The 24,313-nt window shown below is 70.7% G+C and carries 26 protein-coding genes and 1 pseudogene; 15 read left to right on the top strand and 12 right to left on the bottom strand.

All coding sequences use genetic code 11. The features are described from left to right. Window positions 1-138: 138 nt before the first annotated feature. The 5 genes from ACFQVD_RS25060 to ACFQVD_RS25040 all read right to left on the bottom strand — a co-directional run bounded on the left by ACFQVD_RS25060 (window position 139) and on the right by ACFQVD_RS25040 (window position 3,126). Window positions 139-1,041, bottom strand: a complete 903-nt coding sequence (locus ACFQVD_RS25060) for a pyridoxamine 5'-phosphate oxidase family protein (RefSeq protein WP_343968106.1) — start codon at window positions 1,039-1,041, stop codon at window positions 139-141. 6 nt (window positions 1,042-1,047) lie between these two features. Next, window positions 1,048-1,491, bottom strand: coding sequence for a VOC family protein (locus ACFQVD_RS25055; protein WP_343968104.1), 444 nt, complete (start codon window positions 1,489-1,491; stop codon window positions 1,048-1,050). A 230-nt stretch (window positions 1,492-1,721) separates the two neighbouring features. Beyond that, complete coding sequence (locus tag ACFQVD_RS25050; RefSeq protein WP_343968102.1) at window positions 1,722-2,297, bottom strand: CGNR zinc finger domain-containing protein; 576 nt, start codon at window positions 2,295-2,297, stop codon at window positions 1,722-1,724. Between the two features lie 51 nt (window positions 2,298-2,348). Next, window positions 2,349-2,567 (bottom strand): hypothetical protein, encoded by a 219-nt coding sequence (locus ACFQVD_RS25045; RefSeq protein WP_343968100.1) that lies wholly within the window; start codon window positions 2,565-2,567, stop codon window positions 2,349-2,351. Next, a complete protein-coding gene (locus ACFQVD_RS25040) occupies window positions 2,557-3,126 on the bottom strand; it encodes a LiaF domain-containing protein (RefSeq protein WP_386368665.1) in 570 nt (189 codons plus the stop codon). The genes ACFQVD_RS25045 and ACFQVD_RS25040 overlap by 11 nt, the downstream gene beginning before the upstream one ends. A gap of 329 nt (window positions 3,127-3,455) precedes the next feature. On the opposite strand from ACFQVD_RS25040, the gene ACFQVD_RS25035 reads away from it, so the two are divergent. Next, on the top strand, window positions 3,456-3,725 hold the full coding sequence (locus ACFQVD_RS25035) for a hypothetical protein (RefSeq protein WP_386368663.1): 270 nt from the start codon (window positions 3,456-3,458) through the stop codon (window positions 3,723-3,725). An 87-nt stretch (window positions 3,726-3,812) separates the two neighbouring features. Further along, the gene (locus ACFQVD_RS25030; RefSeq protein ID WP_386368661.1) at window positions 3,813-3,971 is read left to right on the top strand and encodes a hypothetical protein; all 159 of its coding nucleotides are present in this window, start codon (window positions 3,813-3,815) and stop codon (window positions 3,969-3,971) included. 29 nt (window positions 3,972-4,000) lie between these two features. On the opposite strand, the pseudogene ACFQVD_RS25025 reads toward ACFQVD_RS25030, so the two are convergent. Next, window positions 4,001-4,222, bottom strand: a pseudogene (locus ACFQVD_RS25025) (PspC domain-containing protein); the annotation flags it as partial. Window positions 4,223-4,364: 142 nt separating this feature from the next. Here ACFQVD_RS25025 and ACFQVD_RS25020 point away from each other — a divergent pair. From ACFQVD_RS25020 to ACFQVD_RS25000, 5 genes are all read left to right on the top strand, one after another. After that, a complete protein-coding gene (locus ACFQVD_RS25020; RefSeq protein ID WP_343968094.1) occupies window positions 4,365-5,579 on the top strand; it encodes an ATP-binding protein in 1,215 nt (404 codons plus the stop codon). Between the two features lie 100 nt (window positions 5,580-5,679). Next, window positions 5,680-6,318 carry a response regulator gene (locus ACFQVD_RS25015; RefSeq protein ID WP_030912624.1) on the top strand — a complete coding sequence of 213 codons (639 nt, stop codon included), beginning with the start codon at window positions 5,680-5,682 and terminating at the stop codon, window positions 6,316-6,318. Window positions 6,319-6,365: 47 nt separating this feature from the next. Continuing rightward, a complete protein-coding gene (locus ACFQVD_RS25010) occupies window positions 6,366-7,835 on the top strand; it encodes a glutamate--cysteine ligase (RefSeq protein WP_343968091.1) in 1,470 nt (489 codons plus the stop codon). Between the two features lie 159 nt (window positions 7,836-7,994). Next, window positions 7,995-8,273, top strand: a complete 279-nt coding sequence (locus ACFQVD_RS25005) for a WhiB family transcriptional regulator (protein ID WP_343968089.1) — start codon at window positions 7,995-7,997, stop codon at window positions 8,271-8,273. Between the two features lie 98 nt (window positions 8,274-8,371). Then, entirely contained in the window at window positions 8,372-9,151 is a 780-nt protein-coding gene (locus tag ACFQVD_RS25000) for a CPBP family intramembrane glutamic endopeptidase (protein WP_343968087.1), read from the top strand. Between the two features lie 41 nt (window positions 9,152-9,192). Here ACFQVD_RS25000 and ACFQVD_RS24995 read toward each other — a convergent pair whose 3' ends face one another. Together ACFQVD_RS24995 and ACFQVD_RS24990 are read right to left on the bottom strand one after the other, a co-directional pair. After that, window positions 9,193-9,954 carry an ABC transporter permease gene (locus ACFQVD_RS24995; RefSeq protein WP_343968084.1) on the bottom strand — a complete coding sequence of 254 codons (762 nt, stop codon included), beginning with the start codon at window positions 9,952-9,954 and terminating at the stop codon, window positions 9,193-9,195. A 32-nt stretch (window positions 9,955-9,986) separates the two neighbouring features. After that, the gene (locus ACFQVD_RS24990; protein ID WP_343968081.1) at window positions 9,987-10,706 is read right to left on the bottom strand and encodes a PIG-L deacetylase family protein; all 720 of its coding nucleotides are present in this window, start codon (window positions 10,704-10,706) and stop codon (window positions 9,987-9,989) included. A gap of 125 nt (window positions 10,707-10,831) precedes the next feature. Here ACFQVD_RS24990 and pcrA point away from each other — a divergent pair, with 125 nt between their 5' ends. Then, the gene (gene pcrA, locus ACFQVD_RS24985) at window positions 10,832-13,087 is read left to right on the top strand and encodes a DNA helicase PcrA (protein ID WP_343968551.1); all 2,256 of its coding nucleotides are present in this window, start codon (window positions 10,832-10,834) and stop codon (window positions 13,085-13,087) included. A gap of 77 nt (window positions 13,088-13,164) precedes the next feature. Here the strand turns inward: pcrA and ACFQVD_RS24980 are convergent, their stop codons facing one another. The 3 genes from ACFQVD_RS24980 to ACFQVD_RS24970 form a co-directional block, all read right to left on the bottom strand. Continuing rightward, entirely contained in the window at window positions 13,165-14,073 is a 909-nt protein-coding gene (locus tag ACFQVD_RS24980; protein WP_343968077.1) for a hypothetical protein, read from the bottom strand. Between the two features lie 203 nt (window positions 14,074-14,276). Continuing rightward, on the bottom strand, window positions 14,277-15,167 hold the full coding sequence (locus ACFQVD_RS24975) for a hypothetical protein (protein WP_343968075.1): 891 nt from the start codon (window positions 15,165-15,167) through the stop codon (window positions 14,277-14,279). Window positions 15,168-15,380: 213 nt separating this feature from the next. Beyond that, the gene (locus ACFQVD_RS24970; RefSeq protein ID WP_364147046.1) at window positions 15,381-16,268 is read right to left on the bottom strand and encodes a hypothetical protein; all 888 of its coding nucleotides are present in this window, start codon (window positions 16,266-16,268) and stop codon (window positions 15,381-15,383) included. A 221-nt stretch (window positions 16,269-16,489) separates the two neighbouring features. On the opposite strand from ACFQVD_RS24970, the gene ACFQVD_RS24965 reads away from it, so the two are divergent. The 4 genes from ACFQVD_RS24965 (at window position 16,490) to ACFQVD_RS24950 (ending at window position 21,214) form a co-directional block, all read left to right on the top strand. Then, window positions 16,490-16,897, top strand: a complete 408-nt coding sequence (locus ACFQVD_RS24965) for a cobalamin B12-binding domain-containing protein (protein ID WP_343968069.1) — start codon at window positions 16,490-16,492, stop codon at window positions 16,895-16,897. Between the two features lie 263 nt (window positions 16,898-17,160). Beyond that, the gene (gene sucC / locus ACFQVD_RS24960) at window positions 17,161-18,342 is read left to right on the top strand and encodes an ADP-forming succinate--CoA ligase subunit beta (protein ID WP_343968067.1); all 1,182 of its coding nucleotides are present in this window, start codon (window positions 17,161-17,163) and stop codon (window positions 18,340-18,342) included. Further along, window positions 18,342-19,217, top strand: coding sequence for a succinate--CoA ligase subunit alpha (gene sucD, locus ACFQVD_RS24955; protein ID WP_343968065.1), 876 nt, complete (start codon window positions 18,342-18,344; stop codon window positions 19,215-19,217). Before sucC ends, sucD begins: the two co-directional genes overlap by 1 nt. A 335-nt stretch (window positions 19,218-19,552) precedes the next feature. Further along, a complete protein-coding gene (locus ACFQVD_RS24950; RefSeq protein WP_343968063.1) occupies window positions 19,553-21,214 on the top strand; it encodes a cell division protein PerM in 1,662 nt (553 codons plus the stop codon). A gap of 61 nt (window positions 21,215-21,275) precedes the next feature. Here ACFQVD_RS24950 and ACFQVD_RS24945 read toward each other — a convergent pair whose 3' ends face one another. Continuing rightward, window positions 21,276-21,686, bottom strand: a complete 411-nt coding sequence (locus tag ACFQVD_RS24945) for a hypothetical protein (protein WP_343968061.1) — start codon at window positions 21,684-21,686, stop codon at window positions 21,276-21,278. Window positions 21,687-21,765: 79 nt separating this feature from the next. On the opposite strand from ACFQVD_RS24945, the gene purN reads away from it, so the two are divergent. The 3 genes from purN to ACFQVD_RS24930 all read left to right on the top strand — a co-directional run bounded on the left by purN (window position 21,766) and on the right by ACFQVD_RS24930 (window position 24,311). Next, window positions 21,766-22,386 (top strand): phosphoribosylglycinamide formyltransferase, encoded by a 621-nt coding sequence (gene purN / locus ACFQVD_RS24940; protein WP_343968059.1) that lies wholly within the window; start codon window positions 21,766-21,768, stop codon window positions 22,384-22,386. Between the two features lie 45 nt (window positions 22,387-22,431). Beyond that, window positions 22,432-23,976 (top strand): bifunctional phosphoribosylaminoimidazolecarboxamide formyltransferase/IMP cyclohydrolase, encoded by a 1,545-nt coding sequence (gene purH, locus ACFQVD_RS24935; protein WP_343968057.1) that lies wholly within the window; start codon window positions 22,432-22,434, stop codon window positions 23,974-23,976. 152 nt (window positions 23,977-24,128) lie between these two features. Next, window positions 24,129-24,311 (top strand): hypothetical protein, encoded by a 183-nt coding sequence (locus ACFQVD_RS24930; RefSeq protein WP_030912572.1) that lies wholly within the window; start codon window positions 24,129-24,131, stop codon window positions 24,309-24,311. Window positions 24,312-24,313 lie beyond the last annotated feature (2 nt).

Genomic DNA, 24,313 nt, shown 5'->3' with positions numbered 1-24,313 from the left:
TTTCGCGGCCTCCTCGACCGCGTCGATCGGCGGGTTCGGCGACGTATGTCAACCGATCATCGTCCAGGTGGGACGGCTCGGGCGTGACGAACACGCCGCCCGGTCCACGATGACCCCGACCGATCCCGACCGATCTCGTCAAGGGGTTCCCCGCGTCCCGCCCGCGACGCGCGTCGGCGGGTTGTGGCGGGAGTAGTCCCCGAGTCGCCAGCGGAGCGGGCTGGCTCCCCGGACCCGGACGATCCGGTCCACCTCGAACCCGACCAGCCGCTGTGCCCCCGGGACGTCGCCCGGATCCCAGTCGACGCGGGCCCGCCCGGTCAGGTACAGCGCGTCGCCGTTCTCCCAGTCGAGGAAGAGCAGGCCGCAGTGTTCGTCCAGTTCCAGGTTGCCGAGCGTCATGTACATCGAGTTGCCGACGTAGTCCGGCCAGACCAGCCGTCGCTCGTCCACCACCCGGACGAACCCCGGGTTGCCGCCCCGGTGCGACAGGTCGGCGCCGAGGCCGGGGGCCGAGGTGGCGACGAAGAACGTGTCGGCGCCCTCGATCCACGCCCGGTCGCCGTCGCCGAACACCGTCGTCGAGGAGGAGCCGGTGGCCGGCCCGGTGACCTCCGCGACGACCTCCCGCGTCTGGATGTACTTGGGACAGTTGGCGTACGCCTGCTCGGTGTGGACGACCAGCCGCCCGCCGTCCCGCCGGACCGTGCCGTTGACCCGCATCCTGCGTCTGGTCAGGGGCTCGATCGCGAGCATCCCGATCTCGCCCTCGTCCAGTCCGGCCAGCGGATCGTGCTCGCCCGGCAGCGCGTCGATCACCACGGTCCGCTCGTCCGTGACTTTGGCGAACCCCTCGGGTCCGGTCAGCACCGTCGCCCACGGGAGCCCGTCCCGCCCCGCGGCTCCGATCAGCAGCATCCGCTGCCGCCTGAGGAACTCGGCCGCCACCGCCGGGATCTCCGGACGGGTCCTGGCCGAGCCCAGTGCCACCGCGCGGACCCCGGTCCTGCGCTGTACCGCGATCTCTCCCCCGTGTTCCATGGTCGTTTAGAAGAAGCCGCAGGTGGGGGCGCCGGTGGTCGGTGCGGGGCGCTCGTCGGCGCCGCTGGGTGCGAAGATCTCCAGCCGGATGCCGTCCGGGTCCTCGAAGAACACGCCCCCCGAGGACGCCCCCTCGCCGTGCGGGACCACGCCGTCGTGGTGGAGCGTGGCCCCGAGTTCCCTGATCACGTTCTCGGCCCGGCGGACCGCCTCGATGTCCGGCACCTGGAAGGACAGGTGGTGCAGGCCCGGCAGCCCGGTGGCGAAGCTGCCCTCGCTCTGCTGCCAGAGGGTGAGCACCAGCTTCCCGTCGAGACCGAGGAAGGCGTAGCGCCGGTCCGGCTGGTCCGACTCGCCGAAGATCTCGAAGCCGAAGACCTTCAGGTAGAAGTCCTTGGACCTGTCGAGGTCGGACACGTTGAGGCCGACGTGGTCGGTCTGGAAGGTCATCTGATCTCTCCTCCGCGTTTCCTAACGGCTTGATCCGTTAGATCCACTGCCTGCAATCTAACGCAAAATCGACATTTGTCACGTTAGAAAGCTATGGCGTAAATCACCCTTGAAGGGGGGTCGGATGAGGGGAGAGCCCGCCGAATGGACGCGCGACAGGTGGGAGCGCGGAACCACCGAGGGCGACATCGCCCGGCGTACCGGCCGAGACGATCAGGCGCCGGGGTGGGTCAGCCGTCCCGGTGCTGGCGGTAGTGGCGGGCGGCTCGGGCCCGGTTGCCGCAGCCGAGCGAGCACCACTCCTGCCGGGGGTGCTCCTTGAGGAAATAGAGCACGCAGCGGGGGGCGGGGCAGACCCGGATCTGCTCGCGCCGGGGGCCGGCCAGCAACTCGATCGCCGACGTCGCGAGGGTGGCCCGGATCCGTTCGGACTCGGTGGCCGCGACGCCCGGGACCGTCCGCGCCCGGGGCGCCTGTCCCGCGGGCCACTCCAGCCGCGGGGCCGAAGGCACGGCCAGTGCCGCGGCGTTGACCAGGTCGAGCGACTCGGCGAAGTCCGGGAGCCGGTGCGCGTCCGCGTCACTCGCGGCGCCCGGTGCCACGGCCCTGGCGAAGAGCGCCCGTACGGCCTGCCGCAGCTCGACCACTTCGCTCCGCAGCTCCTCGGAGGCGGTGAAGTCCGGGTCGACTCCCAGCTCGGCGGCGTGCTCCCGGCCCCACGCGGTCATGCCCTGCACGTCGGAGAGCAGGTCTGTCAGACCGGTCCGCGTCGCGCGAACGGTGCTGACGAACTCCAGAGCCGACATGCTTCGAGCCTAATGCCCGGTATGACCTGTTGCTGTGGCGCCCGGGCGGCCCTAGCTCCGGGTGACCTTGGCCAGGATGGCGACCAGGCCCGCGAGGCCCAGGCCGCTGACCAGGACCGTGAGCATGACCAGCGGCTGGACGGCCGGTCTGCTGATGAAGACGACCCCGACCGCGATGAACAGCATGCCGCTGAGCAGCGCCATCCAGTCGGTGCGGTGTACGCGCCGGGAGGCGGGCCGCTGTTCGGGCCGGTCGCGCTCAGGCAGCACGGCGTACCTCCACATCCCCGATGTCGGCCCTGACGTTCAGCACGATGGTCGCCACGTCGCCCTTGGGGGGCACCTCGGGCTCCAGGATTCTGTCGTGCCGGATGTCGGCACCCCCCTCCACCGTGTGGTCGATCTTGACGTCGCCGAACTTGGTATGGCCCCGCACCTCGATCCTGGCGGTCGGCGGCAGGATCACGCTGATCTCGCCGACCGAGACCGAGACGTCCACGACGGTCCGCGAACCCGGCGGCAGGGCCAGCTCGCTCAGGTCCAGCACTCCCTCGCCCATCCCCACCGAGTAGCTGCGGGCCATCTCGGACAGGGTGGTGGGCTGCCATTGATAGTTGCCGAACTTCTTCGGCATGCCGCCCAGCATGGGGCCCGCTACCAGGGCGATCGACAGGATGGTGCCGGTCGCGACCAGTCCGGCTCCCCGGCCGAACCAGGCGGCGACCAGCAGGCCGGCGCCGATGACGACGAGCGCCGCGCCGCCCGCGACCGTCATGTTGGCCGGTCCTGAAGCGGACTGGATCGCCACGATGATCCCTCCAACGATCATGGCCAGGAAGATGGTGACGCCCCCGACGAACGATCTGGGCCGCCGCGGCCTGGGCGGCGCTGTCACCGCCGCGCCGTACCCGGACGGCTGGTAAGGGGCGTAGGGCGAGTACGGGGAGTACGGTTGCTGCCGCTTCCGGGGGTCCAGCGGCTGGTAGGGGCCGTACGGCGAGAAAGGCGCGCCGGAGGAGTCGAACGACGGCCTGGCGGGGCGGTAGGGCTCCGCTGGGATGTCTCCGCGGGGCGGGGCGGGGCGGAGAGGTGTCTCCGGGGCGGGCCCGGCGAAGGTCTCGGAGATGGGGCCGGGGGTGGGGCCGGGGGTGGGGGGGCGTGTCCGGGGCGGGCTCGGTGCGGGTCTCCGAGGCGGGGGCCGGGGGCGGCCGCTCCGCCGTGGACCACGGTCCGGCCCCCGTCTCAGCCCTCGTCCCCCCGGAGCTGGGCGCGTACCGCTCCGTGGCCGTCTCGCCGCCCGGGCGGGCGGCGTACGTCGCGGGGCTCGGGGCCGGGGGCGCGGCGGCGCGGGCGGCCGGATCCTGCTCCCCGACGGGACGCCGGCCGTCGGCGGTGCCCGGCCCGTGGGCGAACGGGTTCGGCCACTGATCGGCGGGGTACGACGCCCGGCGCCTGCGCAGCCGGTCGGGCAGCGATCTGGCGACGGCCAGCAGGTCCACCCCGCGGGAGTGCGCGGTGAGCAGGACGATGGCGAACACCGTGCCGACCACGACCGTCGCGGTGCCGACGCCGTCCGAGGAGATGTTGACGATGAGCCCGAGGGCGAACAGGCCGGCCAGCAGGGTCAGGACCGTCTCGCTGTCGAAGTCGCGCCGGCTCCACTGCTCCACGTAGCCGGGGCCGCCGTTGGTCTCACGCATCAGCAGGAACGCCGCGACGTAGAGCATGATGCCGATCCCCGAGCCGAGCACCAGCACCGCGAAACCCACTCGCAACAGCACCGGGTCGACCCCGGCGTACCGCCCCAGGCCCGCGCAGACGCCGGTCAGCATGCGGCCCTCGTCGCTGCGCCGCAGAGCGCGATCCTCCGAGGGGGAGCCGGGCGGCGAGCCGGACGTGGTGCTCGCCGGATCGGTATCGTTCATGTACTTATCGTGGCCTTTCCTCGGCCCGTGCCGCATCCGGGACACCCCTGAGTCGTCCCGGAGGGGAAACGCCGCTCTCAGGGTCGCTTCAGGGGAACGCCTGATGCGCCGACATGGTGGTTCGTGTGACGATGCTGACGATATGGCTGACCGAACGACAATTCATGACACGGCACCCGTGACCTCCGAAGACGCGCCTTTACCTCGGCTGATGAGGCCGGCGGAGGGGCGGCTGGTGGCCGGGGTGGCCCAGGGGGCCGCCGCCCAGCTACGGCTCGACCCGGTCGTGCTGCGGCTGGCCTTCGTGCTGCTCACCGTCCTGGACGGGTTCGGAGCCGTGGCGTACGCAGCCCTGTGGATGTTCACCCCGAGCGAGCCGTACGAGGGCAGGGAACCCGCCAGGGACTGGAGCCAGCTCGCCGCGTACACCGCGATCGGGCTGGCGCTGCTGGCCTTGGGCCTGCTCACCGGAACCTCGGGGGCCGGGATCGGGGCCTGGCCGATCGCGGTGGGCGGCATCGGCTCGCTGATCCTGTGGCAGCAGGCGGATCCGGACCGACGGCAGCGCTGGATGACCACCACCGTCGGACAGGTCCGCCAGAACCGGGTCCGCACCGTCGCCGGGCTGGTGCTCGTCATGGTCGGCGCGATCGGCTTCCTGGTGGCCAACGACGAGCTGGTCGAGGCCCGGTCCGGCATCATGTTCACGCTGGTGGTCGTGGGCGGTGTCGCGCTGATCGCGGCCCCCTGGCTGGCGGCCCTGTGGAAGGAACTGCAGCGCGAGCGCCGCGAGCGCATCCGGCAGGAGGAGCGCGCCGAGGTGGCCGCCCACGTCCACGACTCGGTGCTGCACACGCTGACCCTCATCCAGCGCAACGCCTCCGACTCGCGCGAGGTGATGAGGCTCGCCCGCTCCCAGGAGCGGGAGCTGCGCAACTGGCTCTACCAGCCCCAGCAGGACGCCGACGCGTCGGTGGCCGCGGCCGTGCGGCGGGTGGCGGCCGAGGAGGAGGACGCGCACGGGGTGCCGATCGAGGTCGTCTGCGTGGGCGACTGCCCGCTGACCCCCGAGCTGTCCGCGATGGTGCAGGCCGCGAGGCAGGCCATGGTCAACGCCGCGAAGTACTCCGGGTCCGAGGTCATCTCCGTCTACGCCGAGGCGGAGCCGGAGGAGGTCACCATCTTCGTCAGGGATCGAGGGGTCGGGTTCGACATGGAGGACGTGCCCGAGGATCGTATGGGTATCCGCCAGTCGATTATCGGCAGGATGGAGCGCCACGGGGGCGGCGCCCGGGTGCGGACCGAGCCCGGCGAGGGTACGGAAGTGATGTTGACCATGAAGCTGGAGAAGGCGTGAGTAGCGAGCGAGCCACGACAGAGCGAGCCACGACAGAGCGGGCCGTCGGCCGGGCCGCGCGGTGCGACGGCGGACGGACGCGACCGGTGGGAGAGGCCCGATGAGCACGGTGAAGGTCCTGATCGTCGACGACCACCGGCTGTTCCGCTCCGGTGTCCGGGCCGAGCTGGGCGACTCCATCGAGGTGATCGGGGAGGCCGAGGACGTGGAGTCCGCGGTCAGGGCGATCGCCGAACTGGGGCCCGACGTGGTCCTCCTCGACGTGCACATGCCCGGTGGCGGTGGCCAGGAGGTACTGCGCCGGGTCCTCGGCGCCGGCTCCACGGTCCGCTTCCTCGCCCTGTCGGTCTCCGACGCCGCCGAGGACGTCATCGGCGTGATCCGGGGCGGTGCCCGGGGCTATGTGACCAAGAACATCAGCGGGCGCGAGCTCACCGACGCCATCCGCAGGGTGGCCGACGGGGACGCGGTCTTCTCCCCGAGGCTGGCCGGGTTCGTGCTGGACGCGTTCGCCTCCAGCGAGGCCCCGCCGATCGACCCCGAGCTCGACTCGCTGACCCAGCGCGAGCGCGAGGTGCTGCGGTTGATCGCCAGGGGGTACGCCTACAAGGAGATCGCCAAGGAGCTGTTCATCTCGGTGAAGACCGTGGAGACCCATGTCTCGTCGGTGCTGCGCAAGCTCCAGCTCTCCAACCGTCACGAGCTCTCCCGCTGGGCCACGGCGCGACGCCTGGTCTGACCGGTCAATCCTGTACGAGCAGTGACTTATGTGCGACTCTGCGAAGTATGGGACGCGACGTACCTGCGATGGTGTTCAGTCGCGAGGACCGGCGGCGCTACCGGGACAAGGTCCGCCGGTGCCTTGACGTCCTCGCGCAGATGCTCCACGAGTCCAGGTTCGAGTTCGACCGGCCCAGGGCCGGGCTGGAGATCGAACTGAACCTCGTGGACGACCGTGGCGAGGCCGCCATGAAGAACGCCGAGGTGCTGGAGGCCATCGCCCAACCCGACTGGGCCACCGAGCTCGGCCAGTTCAACGTGGAGATCAACGTCCTGCCCGAGTCCCTGGAGCAGGAGGGCGCGGTCCGGCTGGAGAAGGTGATCAGGGATCGCCTCAACCACGCCGAGGCACGGGCCCGTACCGTCGGCGGGCACATGATGATGGTCGGCATCCTGCCCACGCTGCGGGAGAGCGACGTCCACGAGGGCACCCTGTCGGCCAACCCCCGCTACAAACTGCTCAACGAGCAGATCTTCGCGGCCAGGGGCGAGGACATGCACCTGTCGATCGAGGGGGAGGAGCGCCTGGAGACCTACGCCGACAGCATCACCCCCGAGGCCGCCTGCACGAGCCTTCAGCTCCATCTCCAGGTCAGCCCGGAGACGTTCGCCGCCAACTGGAACGCCGCCCAGGCCGTCGCGGGCCCGCAGGTGGCCGTGGCGGCCAACTCGCCGTTCCTGTTCGGCCGCAGGCTCTGGCAGGAGACCAGGATCCCGCTGTTCGAGCAGGCCACCGACACCCGCCCGGTGGAGCTGCAGGTACAGGGGGTGCGGCCCAGGGTGTGGTTCGGCGAGCGGTGGATCACCTCGGTCTTCGATCTCTTCGAGGAGAACGCCCGCTACTTCCCCGCACTGCTGCCCCTGTGCGACGAGGCCGACCCGCGCGAGGAGCTGACGCGCGGGATCACTCCCCAGCTCGGCGAGCTGACCCTGCACAACGGCACCGTCTACCGGTGGAACCGGCCGGTCTACGCGGTGGTGGACGGCATTCCGCACCTGCGGGTGGAGAACCGGGTGCTGCCCGCGGGCCCCTCGGTGGCCGACATCGTCGCCAACGCGGTGTTCTACTACGGGCTGATGGGCGTCCTCCCCTACGCCGAACGCCCGGTGTGGACGCGCATGTCGTTCGCCACGGCCAGGGACAACCTGCACGCCGCCGCCCGGCACGGCCTGGACGCCAGGCTTTTTTGGCCGGGACTCGGCGAGGTGACCGCCTCGGAGCTGATCCTGCGCCGCCTGCTGCCACTCGCCCACGAGGGGCTCGACCTGTGGGGCGTGGCCCCCGCCGTCAGGGACCGGCTGCTGGGGATCGTCGAGCGGCGCTGCCTGACGGGCAGGACCGGGGCGAGCTGGCAGATCGACGCGGTGAACGCGCTCGGCGACCTCGAAAGACACGAGGCGCTGCGCCGGATGACCCTGCGCTACATGGCGAACATGCACACCAACGAGCCGGTCCACGGCTGGCCGACCCTCTGACCGCACCGCTTCCCAGGGGGCGGCGAGCCCGGACCTCGGCGGAAAAGGAGACCGTTCTCCCCGGTCCATCGAGATGAGTACGCGTGAATCCGCCGAGAGGTTGATGTCCCGACGCCGCGATCCACCTAGTCTGAGGGCGAGCCACCAGGGGGTGATGACATGCGGGCAATGGTCGAGGAGATCGGCTGGGCCGCGCGAGGTGCCTGCCGCACCAGCGATCCCGAGCTGTTCTTTCCGCTGACCCAGTCGGCCGAGCAGGAGGCGCGGGCGAAGGCGGTCTGCAAGCGGTGCCCGGTCCTCAAGGAGTGCCGGGCGTACGCGGTCCGGGCGGCCGAGCCCGAGGGGATCTGGGGCGGCCTGACCGTGAAGGAACGCCGCGGCCTGCGCTTCCCGGTCGGCTGGCGCCAGGCCGCCACGGATCCGGCCTCGGTCGCGTAGCCTCGAACCGGATTCGAACGGGATCTCCGCGGGCTCGGGCGGAAGGACGCCGCCTCGGCACGCGGGGGTGTGGAACCGAGGTCCGAGGGGGCGCAGGGGTGGAGCGGGAGCCGACGCGGGACACCGGTGCCGGGCTTCCCCCGGGGGTGTCGGCGGGGGCGGTGGCGGTGCTGGTGGGGGCCAACGTGCTCAACAACCGCCTGGCGCCGAGGCTGGCACCGCTGACCTCGGCCGCGGCCACCGGCGCGCTGCTCGTGCTGGCCCGCCGCGCCGGGATCTCCTGGTCCGAGCTGGGGTTCCACCGGCGTTCGCGGGGCCTGCGGATCGGTGGCGCGCTCGCCGCCGCCGTGGCGGGGGCCTACGCCGCGGGCGTGGCGGTCCCGGCCACCCGTCGCTTCTTCCGCGACGAGCGCGCCCTGTCGCTCTCCCGCGCCCGCGCGCTGGAGGAGGCGCTGATCCAGGTGCCGGTCGGCACCGTACTGCTGGAGGAGGTCGGCTTCCGCGGGGTGGTGCACGCCATCGTGGCCCGTTCCCACGGCCACGGTGCGGCGACCGCCGTCTCCTCGATCCTTTTCGGCCTCTGGCACGTCCTCCCCGCCGTGGACATGGCGGCCGCCAACCCCGCCCTGAGCCGGCTGGCCTCCGGGGAGGCTCCCGGCCGTGGCTCCGGCGCGCGCGGCCGGCGGCCGGCGCGCGTCGTGGCCGGTTCCGTGGTCGCGACGGGCCTGGCCGGGGCGCTCTTCACCGAGCTGCACAGGCGGGGCGGCCTGGCCGCGCCCGCGATGTTCCACGTCGCGACCAACTCCCTGGGCTACCTGTTCGCCCGCCTGGCCCCGCCGGACCCGGCGTCCCGGGAGGTTCCCGCCCCGAACCGCTGACCCACCCTCACCTCCTCCGCCCGCCCGGTCGCCGGGACGGCTCACGGGTGCGCGCCGGACGGCGGCCGGTGGGTGCCGAAGCGGCCGCGGGCGGCGAGTTCGATCGTGACGACCACGGCCACCGCCTCCGCGGCCAGCAGCGCGACCAGCACGACGAGCTGTACCACTCCGGCCTGGAGCGGTTCGGCCCCGCCCAGCAGCATCCCGACGAAGGCACCGGGCAGCGTGACCAGGCCCACGGTCCTCGTCTGGTCCAGCGCGGGCACCAGGGCCTGCGCCGCGGGCGGCCGGCAGATCTCCAGCGCCGCGTCCCGGTCCGAGAAGCCCAGGGCGAGCGCCGCCTCCACCTCGCCCCGCCGGTGGGCGAGCTCGTCCAGGGCCCGCCGTCCCGCGAGCGCCGTGGCCGTCAGGCACCCGCCGAGCAGGATGCCCGCGATCGGGATCAGCGTGATGCCCTGCGGCGGGACGATGCCGCCGCCGAACAGCAGCGCCAGCACCGGCAGGGCCCCGGCCGCGATGGGCACCGCGGCCCACCAGGCGGCGCGGCCCGAGGTGATCCTGCGTCCCGCGGTCAGGCTCGCCACCCCGTACATGACCAGCACGAAGAGCGCCACCGCGGACGCCCGCTGGACCGCCCACACGATGACCAGCGAGACCGCGACGAGCTGGACGGCGGCGCGCAGGCAGGCCGTGAGCATCCCGGACGCGTGCCCGAGACGGCCGGACCAGGCGACGGCGGCGGCCCCGACGGCCAGCAGGACGATGACGGCGGCGGTGGCGAACGACAGGTCGACGGTGTTCAAGGGGCGCGGGGTCCCGGTGGCCTCGGGCGAGGTCAGGCGGTGGGGACCCGCTGGAAGGACTCGACGTAGCGGCCCTCGCCGAAGCCCGCCTCGACGGCCCGCTGGGAGAAGCGGTCCCGCAGGAAGCCCTCGAAGTCCTCCAGGTGGCCGACCTGGCTGACGTGGGCACGCAGCGCGGCCAGTTTGCGGTCGAAGGTGTCGGTGATGTCCACGTGGTGGTCGGTCGCCGGGCCGCCGTTCAACCAGACCTCGCGGACGGTCCACGCCTCAAGGCCCTCGTCGAGCAGCAGCGAGGGGAAGGCGTAGGGATTGCGCGCGTCGGGGTAGACGGCGTCGAGGGCGCAGCCGCCGACCGCGCGGTGGTCGGGGTGGCTGGGGGCGATGAACCGGTGGTTGCGCTCGGGGCTGTGGGTGATCACCAGGTCGGGCTTGACCTGGCGGATGACCCGGGTGATGTCACGCCGCAACTCCAGGCTCTGCACCACGGTCCCGTCGTGGTAGCCGAGGTAGCGCACATCGGTCACACCGACGGCCTTGGCGGCGCCTGACTGCTCGGCGCGGCGGAGCTCGGCCATGCCGCCGTTGTCCAGCTCGCGATCGAAGCCGCCCGCGTCGCCGTCGGTGACCACGCAGTACGTCACCTCGACGCCCCGCTCGGTGAACAGCGCGATCGAGCCCGCGGCGGCGAAGTCGACGTCGTCGGGGTGCGCGGTGACCGCGAGTACGCGGCTGATCTCGTCTTCGGACAGCATGGGGACGCCCTTCCGTCTTTTCCGCGTACGTTCGATCGTGACAACCGCGGCGGGGTCCGCCCACATTCCTTTACCACCGTTGGACCCGGTTGTCGGCCGGTCGTTCTAACCTAGGGGACGTGTCGATCCCAGCCTCCTCTCTGACCCACCCGTTGCTCGACGGGCTCAACCCTCAGCAGCGCGAGGCCGTCGTGCACCACGGCAGCCCCCTGCTCATCGTCGCGGGAGCGGGTTCCGGCAAGACCCGGGTGCTGACCCACCGCATCGCCTATCTGCTGGGCGAGCGGGGTGTGCAGCCGCAGGAGATCCTGGCGATCACCTTCACCAACAAGGCCGCGCGGGAGATGAAGGACCGGGTCGACAGGCTCATCGGCCCGCGTTCGGCGGCGATGTGGGTGATGACCTTCCACAGCGCCTGCGTGCGGATCCTGCGCCGCGAGGCCAAGCGCCTGGGCTTCCCCTCGGGCTTCTCCATCTACGACCAGGCCGACTCGCAACGCCTGATGGCGATGGTCTGCCGCGAGATGGACCTCGATCCCAAGCGTTACCCGCCGAGGTCCTTCTCCGCCCAGGTCAGCAACTTCAAGAACGAGCTGATCGACTACGAGACGGCGGCCGCCCAGGCCTCCACCCACCTGGAGCGCAAACTCGCCGAGGCGTACCGCAACTACCAGCAGAAGCTCACCGAGGCCGGAGCGATGGACTTCGACGACCTCATCATGCTGACGGTGACGCTGTTCCAGATCTTCCCCGAGGTGGCCGAGCACTACCGGCTCCGCTGGCGCCACATCATGGTCGACGAGTACCAGGACACCAACCACGCGCAGTACACCCTGATCCGCGAGCTCGCGGGCCGTCCCGAGCTGCGCACCGCCGACGGAGACCTGGTCAGGGAGGGGCATGTCGCTCCGGCCGAGCTGTGCGTGGTGGGCGACGCCGACCAGTCGATCTACGCCTTCCGCGGTGCGACGATCCGCAACATCCTGGAGTTCGAACGCGACTACCCGGAGGCCAGGACGATCCTGCTGGAGCAGAACTACCGCTCCACCCAGACGATCCTGTCCGCCGCCAACGCGGTGATCTCGCGCAACGAGAGCCGTAAACCCAAGAACCTCTGGTCCGACCAGGGGGCCGGGGCGAAGATCATCGGCTATGTCGCCGACAACGAGCACGACGAGGCGATGTTCGTCGCCCAGGAGGTCGACAGGCTCACCGACCACGAGGACGTGGTGCCCGGCCAGGTCGCCGTGTTCTACCGGACCAACGCCGCCTCCCGGGTGTTCGAGGAGATCTTCATCAGGACCGGCCTGCCGTACAAGGTGGTGGGCGGGGTGCGCTTCTACGAGCGCAAGGAGGTCCGCGACCTGCTGGCCTACCTGCGCTTCCTGTCCAACCCGAACGACGTGGTGTCGCTGCGCCGCATCCTCAACGTGCCCAAGCGCGGCATCGGCGAGCGGGCCGAGGCGATGGTCGAGGCGTTCGCGGGCAGGGAGCGGATCCCCTACTGGGAGGCGCTCCGCCGGGCGGACGACGCGCCGGGCATGGCCACCCGTTCGCTCAAGGCCATCGCCGAGTTCGTCGCCCTGATGGACGAGCTGATGGTGAAGGCCGACGACCTGTCGCCCTCACAGCTGGCCCAGGAGGTGCTGGCGAGCACCGGATACCGTCTGGAGCTCACCGCCTCCAACGACCCGCAGGACGAGAGCCGCCTGGAGAACCTGGACGAGATGATCTCGGTCGCCTCCGAGTTCGAGGAGGCCAACCCCGAGGGCACGCTGGTGGAGTTCCTGGAGCAGATCTCCCTGGTCGCCGATGCCGACCAGATCCCGGCGGCCGACGGGGGCCAGGGGGTGGTGACGCTGATGACGCTGCACACCGCCAAGGGACTTGAGTTCCCGGTGGTGTTCCTCACCGGAATGGAGGACGGGGTCTTCCCGCACATGCGCTCGCTCGGCGAGCCGAAGGAGCTGGAGGAGGAGCGCCGCCTGGCCTACGTCGGCATCACCCGTGCCGAGCAGCGCCTCTACGTCTCCCGGGCCGCCGTCCGCAGCTCCTGGGGTTCGCCCGCGTTCAATCCGGCCTCCCGGTTCGTCGCGGAGATCCCGGCCGATCTGGTCGAGTGGCGCGGCAACCCGGAGAAGAGCGCCTGGAGCGCCGCCACCCGCCGCGACTCCCGCCCCGCCCCGGTCAGGAAGTCCGAGGGCAGGCAGATCCCCAACCTGGCCCCCGGCGACCGGGTCACCCACGACAAGTTCGGCCTGGGCACCGTGGTGTCCGTGGACGGCGTCGCGGAGAAGACCAAGGCCAAGATCGATTTCGGCGGCGGAGTGGGGGAGAAGGTCCTGCTGCTGGCGTACGCGAAACAACTGGAGAAACTCTGAGGTCTCCGGGGCCGGTTCCACCGGTTCCGGGCTCGCGGTAAGGGCCGCCGTGCCCTTACCGCGTTCCGATCCCCGGATCAGTTCGTGAGGAGCTCCCTGATGGGGTCCTCGGGCTGGTCGGCGCCGACGGTGAGCTCGTCGAAGTCGGCCACCTGGCCGGCGGGCGGCGCCTTGACGGTGACCTTGGTGCCCCAGCCGGTGTAGCGGGTGTCGTTGACGTAGGTCAGCTCGGTGCTGTTGAGGCCCCGGGTGGACTCGGTGTACGACGACACGACCCGGCGGACCAGCTGGTCGGAGCCGATGTAGATCTTCCAGGTCACCGGGAGGGTGGCGGACCTGCCGGTGGGCTTCGCGCCCAGCATCGCGCGTACCGAGGGGGAGACCTTGAAGAGCTCGCCCAGCGTGATCGTGCCCGAGTGGACGGTGGTCCGGGTGCCGTCCCAGGTCCCGCCGGGGCGTCTGGCGCCGGTGTGGGCCAGGGTCGCCTTCAGCGTTCCCGGCTCGACGGTGCTGATGATCTGCTGGACGGCGCTGACCAGTGAAAGGGAGTCGCCGCGGCCCCGCAGCCACTTCTTACCCTCGGGCATGGAGTCGGCGAAGATGCCGCCCGAGGTGTAGGAGACGCCCTTCAGCGAGATCGTCCGCGACGGGGTGAACAGGCCCTTGAGCTCGCCGTCCTGGGTGGGCAGGTTGAACTTGGTGGTCAGATCCGAGGCGACCAGACCCGACCTGCCGAACTCCAGCACGCCGTTGCGCCTGGTGAAGATCGCCCGCTGCTTCTTGCCCGCACCGACGATCTTCGTGTTCTCGGTGAGCTTCACGCCCCGGTGGGTTCTGAACTGGCGCTTCAGTGCCGAGACCGGGTCGGACTTCGCGGCCTGAGCGGTCTTCGCGGTCTGGGCGCTCGCCGGGGCGGCGGTCACCAGCGCGGGAACCATCAGGGCCGCCACGGTGGCGCCGGTCAGGGCGGCGATCGTTCGCCTCATAGGGGTCCTCCCGTAGGTGTCCTCGCGTCGTCGCGGAGGGGGAAGAAGATTCTTCCCTATATGCCGAAATATCGGATCAAGAATCGCCGGGCCCTGTGCGGCGGAGGGGAACCGGCGTCCGGTGGGTGAAACGCGGTCGTGCCCGGCAGGTGAAGCCTGCCGGGCACGACCGTCCGGCGCCGGGTGTGATCAGCGAGGAAGGATCACTTGACGGTCAGCAGGGGGATGGGCGTGTCGGCCTCGAAGCCCGCCTGCAGTTCCTTCACCGTGGCGACCTGGTCGGCCGGCGGGGCGTCGATCGTGACTTTCGAGCCCCAGTTGGTGTAGCGGGTGTCGACGGTCCAGGTCGGCCCACTCGAGAACTCCGAGTACGAGGTCGCCAGTCTCGCGGGGAGCCGGTCGGCGTTCAGGTACAGCTTCCACTTGATCGTGGTCTTGGCCCGTTCGCCGGAGAGCTTCTCCCCATCCTGTGACGCGCGGAACCACGGCGAGACCTTCTGCAGCTCACCGAAAGTGATCTTCCCGGCGTAGGCGGCCGGCTTCTTGACCGTGGCGTGCGCGAGGAGGGTCTTGAGGGTCGCGGGCTCGGCGGCGTTGATGACCTGGCCCATCGAGCCGGTCACGCCGAGCGTGTCCCCCGGGTACCCGAGCCAGGGCTTGTCCTGCGGCAGGAACTGACCAAAGGCCCCGCCTGAGAGGTACGCCTTTTTCTCGACCCGGACGACTCGTTCGGGCTCGGCCAGTCCGGCGAGCAGCTTGCTGAACTTCTTCTGCTCCTCGGTTTCCTCGGTGCCGTCTTCTCCGGTGCTGAATGCGAAGGTGTCCTCATCGAAACGCAGCTGGGTGGTGTGGTCCGACGCGCTGATCCCGGAGGTGCCGAACTGCAATTCACCCCTACGGTGGCCGGCAATCGCGTTCTTGGAGCCGTCCTGCCTCTTCAAGGTGTCGATGTAGGTGACGCCAAGGCCGTTTTTGAGCTGACCCTTCAGTGCGGTGATCGGATCGGCGGCCTGTGCGTGCGCGGTCGATGCCAGCGCCGGAACGCCGAGTACGGCCGTTACGGCGCACGCCAGTCCGGCGATGTGTCGCTTCAAAGGAAAATCCTCCTGACTGCCCCCTCCGCCCCGTCGGGGAGGGGATGACACACTCTCGCTGTGCAAGATCACGAAAGGGTAGCGCAGTTGGCGGATTACCTTGAATTAAACGTGCATATTTCGTGCAGAGACATCTCCCCGAGCGCCGGGCGGGTCGGCGCGGATATTTTGCTTCCGGCCAATCGCGGACCGTCGGATTTGTTTTTTCGCGATTCAGCCGATCGGCAGGACCGCCGGCTCGGGGAAGTCGGCGCCGACCCGGCCGGCGTCGGCGGTGTCCTCGGGAGGCGGCGGAACGAGGGTGACGGACGAGCCCCAGCCGGTGTAGCGGGTGTCCACGACCGTGGTCGTGTACTTGCCGGGACCGCCGCTGAGCGGCTGCCGCCAGGTGGTGCTCAGCCTGCGGACCAGGTTCGAGCGGTCCAGCCAGAGCCTGAAGCCGACCGGGACCCTGGCGCTCCTGCCCTTGGGCGGCCCGGCCAGCCTGTCGCGGAGCGAGGGGGAGGCCTTGTAGAGCGTGCGCAGCGTCACGGCGCCCTGCAGGAACGTGCCCGAACGCGACTTCTTGCGTACGGCGGTGTGGGACAGCAGCGTGCCCAGGGTGGCGGGTTCGAAGATGTTGACGATCTGCGGCAGGGCGGCGGTCTGCTTGATGTTCGCCGGGCCGATCAGCCCGAGCCAGGTCTTCCCCTCGGGCAGCCACGTCTCGTAGCCGGGCCCGGAGAGGTACGCCTCGTTCGGGAAACAGATCACCCGGGTCGAGCCGAGCCGCTGGCCGAGCTGCCACTCCAGCTCCTTCACGACCCCTCTGCCCAACTCGGTCCGTCCGACGGTGTCCGTGCCGTACACCCCGGCCTCGTCGAACTCCACCCGGCCCTTGCGCCAGATGGTGACCACCGCCTTGCCGCCCCGATAGACGCGCCCGACGTCGGAGATCCGCAGCCCCGTGTGCTCGCCGAACTGCTGCCTCAGCCTCGTCACCGGAGACGGCGGCGGTGCCGCTTCCGCGACCCCGGCACTCGCCGTTCCCGCCTCCGCCGCCGACATGGGCAGCACCGAACCGGCCAGTACGACCGCGAGCAGAGTGACCCACCGTCTCATCGGATTCCTCCCCAGGAGTCAAGATCCGCCAAGCTAGCCAACCCCCGGCCCGCGGGCTATGGCGCGCACCAACAACTCGCGCCCACGGATTGCGCGAGTTTGAGCCGTACGACAGGCGGGACCGCTCGCCGAGGGAGCGAAATGCGGAATGACGGGAAGGCTCCGGCTTACCCTGTGGACAGCTCCCACGTCGCGAGGAGAGCGCGGAGGAGGAGATCTGGATGGACGCCGTGCCGAGGATCCGCGTCGTCATCGCCAAGCCGGGGCTGGACGGCCATGACAGAGGGGTGAAGATCGTGGCGAGGGCGCTTCGGGACGCCGGGATGGAGGTCGTCTACACGGGCCTGCACCAGACTCCGGAGCAGGTGGTGCGCACCGCGATCCAGGAGGACGCCGCGGCGATCGGGCTGTCCATCCTGTCCGGCGCGCACATGACGCTCTTCGCCAGGGTGCTGGAGCTGCTGAGGGAGAACGACGCGAGCGACATCGTGGTGTTCGGCGGCGGGATCATCCCCGAGGCCGACATACCCGCGCTCCAGGAGATGGGCGTCGCGCGGATCTTCACTCCGGGCGCCACCACCCAGGAGATCGTCGGCTGGGTGCGGAGCGCGATCCCCTCGCCCGTCTGACGAGATCCGACGAGTTCCGACAAGGTTCGGGACGCCCCGCGCCCCCTCTCGCCGGTGGCTCTTTCCACGGACGGCCAGGCCACACCGGTCCGGTGACGGCGACGCGAACAACATTCGGGACGCGCGATCTGGGACCCGGTTACCTGGCCATGCCATGAGGCGGGCTACGCTTCATTGGCGCAAAACCGCCGCGCTCCCCCTTCGATCGTGGAGCCGGCCCACTCAGATCTATACACCAGCCGGACAAGCAAGGACGGACCCTCGTGGACCTGTTCGAACATCAGGCGAAGGAGCTCTTCGCGGAGTACGGCATCCCGGTGCCGCGCGGTATCGTCGCGCACACCGTGGAGGAGGCACGGGCGGCAGCCGAGCAGCTGACCGGCCGTGTCGTCGTCAAGGCCCAGGTCAAGACCGGTGGCCGCGGCAAGGCCGGTGGCGTGAAGGTGGCGGACGACGCCGCCGACGCCGCAAGCAAGGCCACCGACATCCTCGGCATGGACATCAAGGGCCACACGGTCCACAAGGTCCTGGTCGAGGAGGCCAGCGCGATCGCGGAGGAGTACTACTTCTCCTTCCTGCTCGACCGCGCGAACCGCACGTTCCTCGCCATCTGCTCCGCCGCGGGCGGCATGGAGATCGAAGAGGTCGCGCACACCAACCCCGAGAAGGTGGCGCAGGTTCCGATCTCCCCCCTGGACGGCGTCGACCGGGCCAAGGCCCGCGAGATCGCCCAGGCCGGCGGCCTGCCGGAGGCGTCGCTCGACGGCGCCGCCGACCTCATCGAGAAGCTCTGGTGCGCCTTCGTCGACGAGGACGCCTCGCTCGTCGAGGTCAACCCGATGATCCTGTCCGCGGACGGTCAGGTGAAGGCCCTCGACGGCAAGGTCACCCTCGACGACAACGCCTCCTTCCGCCAGCAGGACCACGCGGCGCTTGAGGACAAGGCAGCCGAGGACCCGCTGGAGGCCGCGGCCAAGGCCAAGGACCTCAACTACGTCAAGCTCGACGGCTCCGTCGGCATCATCGGCAACGGTGCGGGTCTGGTCATGTCGACCCTGGACGTCGTCGCCTACGCCGGCGAGGCCTTCCCCGGCCGGCCCAAGCCCGCCAACTTCCTCGACATCGGCGGCGGCGCCTCGGCCGAGGTGATGGCGGCCGGCCTGGAGATCATCATCTCCGACCCCGCGGTGAAGTCGATCTTCGTCAACGTCTTCGGCGGCATCACCGCCTGTGACGCGGTCGCCAACGGCATCGTCTCGGCCTTCCAGCTGCTGGAGTCCCGCGGCGAGGCCGTGAGCCGCCCGCTGGTCGTCCGGCTGGACGGCAACAACGCCGAACTCGGGCGTCAGATTCTCTCCGACGCCAAGTTGTCCGGCGTCGAACTGGTGGACACCATGGACGATGCGGCCAAGCGCGCCGCCGAACTCGCCGCGGTAGGTGCGTAATGGCCATCTGGCTGACCGAGAACAGCAAGATCATCGTTCAGGGCATGACCGGCGGTGAGGGCACCAAGCACACCCGCCGCATGCTCGCCTCCGGTGCCGCCGTCGTCGGCGGTGTCAACGCCCGCAAGGCCGGCACCGTCCACGAGGGCCTGCCCGTCTTCGGCACCGTCGCCGAGGCCATGAAGGAGACCGGCGCCGACGTGTCGGTCGTCTTCGTGCCCCCGGCGTTCACCAAGGACGCCGTCAAGGAGGCCATCGACGCCGAGATCCCGCTCTGCGTGGTCATCACCGAGGGTGTCCCGATCCACGACACCACCGAGTTCTGGGCCTACGCGGTCGCCAAGGGCGGCAAGACCCGCATCATCGGGCCGAACTGCCCCGGCATCGCCTCGCCCGGCGCCTCCAACGCGGGCATCATCCCGGCCGACATCACCAGCGCCGGTCGCATCGGCCTGGTCTCGAAGTCGGGCACGCTGACCTACCAGCTCATGTACGAGCTGCGTGACATCGGCTTCTCCAGCGCGGTGGGCATCGGCGGCGACCCGGTCATCGGCACCACGCACATCGACGCGCTGCAGGCATTCCAGGACGACCCGGGCACCGACGCGATCGTGATGATCGGCGAGATCGGCGGCGACGCCGAGGAGCGCGCGGCCGCCTACATCGAGCAGCACGTCACCAAGCCGGTCGTCGCCTACGTGGCGGGCTTCACCGCTCCCGAGGGCAAGACCATGGGTCACGCGGGCGCGATCGTGTCCGGCTCGGCCGGTACCGCCCAGGCCAAGAAGGACGCTCTGGAGAAGGTCGGCGTCCGCGTCGGCAAGACCCCGAGCGAGACCGCCCGCCTGATGCGCGAGGTCGTCCAGTCCCTCTAGCGGGGCTCCGGGACGCGGGTCCCGGATGAGCGAACGCGGCACGGTGCCGCGCGATCCGGCGGCGCCCCCGTCGCCTCGCGCGGGTTCCGCCGCACCGAGTACGACCGAGGGCGCCCGGCATCCCGCCGGGCGCCCTTCGCCGTCCCGGACGTCACCGATGTCCGGTCTCCCGTACCGGTGACCGCCGGGATGGCGCGGGGAGGACCGTGCGCGGCGCGCGGGGTGTCCCGGACCGGCCTCGCCGGGATACCACAGGCCGCTTCTGTCACGCCGTCCGCGACACGCGGGGCGCGGAAGTCTCTTCCGCACCGAAGATCCTGAGACCATCGACTACTGTGACGGCCCTCTTCGATCAGCTCCGGACGGCTCCCCGAAACGTCCTCAGCCGTATCCCCCTGCCCGGCCTCACGGGTGACGACGACGACGTCCGCCGGCCGCTTCCCGTCTCCGGGATGCTCGCGGCCGCCTGGACGCTCGGCGTGGGGCTGGCGGTGCTCACCACGCTCACCCTGGTCGGCTGGATCGCCGCACCGCGCGGCGCGCTCGGGTCCGGTCTGCCCGCGGTGTTCCGTACCGCCTCGCAGCTCTGGCTGGCCGCGCACCACGCGGGCTTCGCGATCCCCGGCGGCTCGGTGGGCCTGCTCCCGCTCGGACTGACGGTCCTGCCCGCCTTCCTGCTGTACCGCGCCGGGATGTGGATGGCCAGGGACGCGGACCTGCGGCTCCGGCTGCCCGCCCGGCTGCCCAAGAACACCCCCAAGGAGGTGTCCAACGCCCGCCGCAGGGCACAGCTGATCCTGATCGCCCAGGCGGGCATCTCGCTGGCGGCGCCGTACGCGCTGCTGGCCGGGATCATCGCGCTGGTCGCCAGAAACGAGATCACCCAGCCCTTCCTCGGCGAGGTGCTGGTCAGCCACCTGGTGCTGGCCTTCATCGCGGGCTCCGTGGCCGTCGCCAGGACGATCGGGCCCTGGCGATCGATGCTGCGCCTGCTGCCCGAGCGACTGCGCTCGGTGGTGGTCGGCACGTCCGCCGCACTGATGATCATGCTTGTGGCGGGCGCCGTCATGGTGCTCGGGGCCGTCGCGGTCAACTTCGGGCAGGTCGGGGAGCTGTCCGGGATCCTTTCCCCGGGGTTCGTCGGCGGACTGCTGCTCCTGCTGATCCAGGGGCTCTACCTGCTCAACGCCGTCATCTGGGGCATGGCCTACATCGCGGGCCCCGGTTTCGCGGTCGGCACCGGCACGCTGGTCGCGCCGACGGGCGTGCAACTGGGCACGGTGCCGAGCCTGCCGATCCTGGGCGCGCTGCCGGAGGCGGGCCCGACCCCCGCCTGGGTGATGGTCGTGATCGCGGTGCCTTTCCTGGCCGGCGCGGTGGCGGGCGTCCTGGTCGTCCGGATCTCGCCCTCCCCTTCGTACGAGGGAGCACCGCTGTGGGGGTTCGCCTGCGGGCTGGCGACCGGGGCGGTGGCGGGTCTGCTGGCGGCGCTCTCCGGTGGCCCGCTCGGTGGCGCGAGGCTGTCCGCGGTGGGACCGGGGGGGTGGGAGGTGATGCTCTCGGTGACGCTGGAGGTGGGGGTCGCGGCGGGGATCGCCGCCGGGCTGGCCAACTGGTGGCTGATCTTCCGAGGGCACAACGCGGCGGTCACCAAGGCGGCGGCCAGGGTCGGCACGGCCACCGCGCCGGTCCGCAAGGCCGGAGTCAAGATCGCCAAGGCTGCCGGCTCGGTGGCCAGCAAGGTCGGTTTCGCGGAGTCGGAGGAGCTCCGCAAGCTCCCCGGTCACTGGCTGGACGCCACGGAGTGCGACACCCAGCCGATCCCGGTCATCAGGGACGACTGGGAGGACGAGCACGCCTCGGCCGCCGCGGAGAGCCCGCCGAAGGCCCACCGCCCCGAGCCGCCGCGCCCGCCCCGGCGTGACATCGTCGACGAGACCGACGACAAGGGCGGCCATGTGATCTACGTCGACCCCTACGCCTGGGACCGCGACTGAGCGCCGTCGCGGATCACGCGCCCGGCCGCCTCGTCCCGGACGTCTCGCTCAGGCGGCCCGCTCAGGGAGGGAAGGGAAACTGCAGCTGGCCGGGCTGGACGAAGGGCATCTTCTTCTCCATGGCCCGCTCAAGCCGCTCCACGCACTCGTTCTGCGCCGAGACGGTGCCCGCTCCCTTGCCGCACTCGGTGTAGGCGGCCAGTTCGTCGCCGAAGTAGAACTGCATCGCGGTCACCCCGGTCGACACCAGCAGCGCCCCGGCGGAGAGCACGATGCCCGCCACGGCGGTGCCGACGGGTTTGGGGATGGAACGCAGCGCGGGGATCGCACGGATTGAGGTGACAAGAGCGAAAATCGCCATGACGACTCCCGCGAGGGGGAGCACCAACGTCATCACCACCGCGGTGACCGCGAGCCACAGGGCCCTTCGACCGGCGCTCTCGGTGGGCCGTACCTGGACCGGCAGTGTCACCTGACCTCCTTGCATCGTTCGTGCGGACAGGCCGATACCCTTGCAGCGGCGTGAGTCCCCGTCCGAATGGAGTGCGTCGGTGTCATCCCAGGCCGTTCGGCTTGTGGTCCTCGTGTCCGGTTCTGGAACCAACCTACAGGCCCTTCTGGACGCTGTGGCAGACGAGACCTACGGCGCCAGCGTGGTGGCCGTGGGCGCCGATCGCGACGGTGTCGAGGGGCTGGCCCGCGCGCGGCGCGCGGGGGTGCCGACCTTCGTGGAGCGGGTGGCCGACCACCCCACCCGGGAGGACTGGGATCGGGCACTCGCCGCCCACATCGCGGCGTACCGGCCGGACCTCGTGGTCTGCGCGGGGTTCATGAGGATTCTCGGCAAGCCGACACTGGAGGCCTTCCCGGTCCTCAACACCCATCCCGCGCTGCTGCCCTCCTTCCCGGGCGCGCACGGTGTGCGCGACGCGCTCTCGTACGGCGTGCGCGTCACCGGCTGCACCGTGATGCTCGCCGACGCGGGCGTCGACACCGGGCCGATCATCGCCCAGGAGGCCGTGCCCGTGCTGGACGACGACGACGAGGCGGCACTGCACGAGCGCATCAAGTCCGTCGAGCGTCATCTGCTCGTCGACACCGTCGGCCGGATGGCCCGCGAGGGCTGGACCGTCACCGGCAGGACTGTTCGATTCGGACGACCCGGTGGATGAGCCGGGCGCCCCGGAGAAACCGGAACCAACCAGGAGGAGCACGAAGTGACCCGCATCGCCATCCGGCGCGCGTTGATCGCGGTGTATGACAAGAGCGGGCTGGAGGAGTTGGCCCGTGGCCTCGACGCCGCGGGGGTGGAGATCGTCTCCACCGGGGGCACCGCCGCGAGGATCACCTCTTTCGGCGTCCCCGTCACTCCCGTCGAGTCGCTGACCGGTTTCCCCGAGTGCCTCGACGGCCGGGTCAAGACGCTGCACCCGCGCGTGCACGCCGGCCTGCTGGCCGACGGCGGCAACCCCTCCCACGTCAAGCAGCTCGAAGAGCTGGAGATCGAGCCGTTCGAGCTGGTGGTGGTCAACCTCTACCCGTTCCAGGAGACCGTGGCCTCCGGTGCCTCCGACGCCGAGTGCGTGGAGCAGATCGACATCGGCGGCCCCGCGATGATCCGGGCCGGGGCCAAGAACCACGGCACCGCCGCGGTCGTGGTCGACCCGGCCTCCTACGGTGACGTGCTCGCCGCGGTCGCCGCGGGCGGCTTCACCCTCACCGAGCGCCGCCGTCTGGCCGCCGCCGCGTACGCGCACACCGCCGCCTACGACACCGCGGTGGCCACCTGGTTCGCGGACGTCTACGCGGCCGAGGACGGCGTGTGGCCGGGTTACCTGGGCGCGGCCTGGGAGCTCAAGTCGCCGCTGCGCTACGGCGAGAACCCGCACCAGGGCGCGGCCCTGTACTCCAGCCGGAAAGCCGGCCTGGCGGACGCCGAGCAGCTGCACGGCAAGGAGATGTCCTACAACAACTACCTGGACGCCGACGCCGCCTGGCGGGCGGCGTGGGACTTCGACGGGCCCGCCGTGGCGATCATCAAGCACCAGAACCCGTGCGGCGTCGCGGTCGGCGCCGACGTCGCCGAGGCGCACCGCAAGGCACACGCCTGCGACCCCGTCTCGGCGTACGGCGGCGTGATCGCGGTCAACGCGGAGGTGACCGAGGAGCTGGCCCGCCAGATCGCCGAGGTGTTCACCGAGGTCGTGGTGGCCCCCTCCTACACGGCCGAGGCGCTGGCGCAGCTCACCGGGAAGAAGAACATCCGGCTGCTGGCCTGCCCGCGGGGGCCGTCCAACCCGCTGGAGTTCCGCCGGATCGACGGCGGCCTGCTGGTGCAGAACGCCGACCGGGTCGACGCCCCGGGCGACGACCCGTCCACCTGGGAACTGAAGGCGGGGCCCGCCGCCTCCGACGAGGTCCTCGCGGACCTGGCCTTCGCCTGGAGGGCGTGCCGCTCGGTGAAGTCCAACGCGATCCTGCTGGCCGCGGACGGTGCGAGCGTGGGCGTCGGCATGGGCCAGGTCAACCGGGTCGACTCGGCACGGCTCGCGGTCTCCCGGGCGGGCGAGCGCGTCCAGGGGGCCGTGGCGGCCTCCGACGCGTTCTTCCCCTTCGCCGACGGCCTGCAGATCCTCATCGACGCGGGAGTGAAGGCGGTCGTGGAGCCGGGCGGCTCGATCAGGGACGAGGAGGTCGTCGCCGCGGCCGAGGCGGCGGGAGTGACCCTCTACTTCACCGGCACCCGTCACTTCTTCCACTGATCTCCGCTCCCGGGCACGGCTGCCGCACCTGTGCGGCAGCCGTGCCCGGGAGATAAGAGAGTGGCCAATTAGACAGAATTACTTGGGCGAAAAAGGTTTGGCCTGCGGTTAGTCTGAAGCATCCCTTTTCGTTCCTGCCGCGGAGACCCCTCATGCCACTGCTCGACCATGCCCTGCACGCCTTCGTGATCATGCAGGGCTTCTGGGGCAGCCCACTGATGATGATCATCATCGCGCTCGGCGCGGCCTATCTCGGCGGGCGGGTCGTGGAGTGGATCCCCTTCACCCGCAGGATCATCGAGCGGAGGGAAGCGGAGCGCGGTTCGTCCTCGTGAGA

Origin of the sequence: Streptosporangium amethystogenes subsp. fukuiense, from assembly GCF_042665875.1 — a bacterium.
Taxonomy (GTDB): Bacteria; Actinomycetota; Actinomycetes; order Streptosporangiales; family Streptosporangiaceae; genus Streptosporangium; species Streptosporangium fukuiense.
This window is presented reverse-complemented; position numbering and strand designations above follow the sequence as displayed.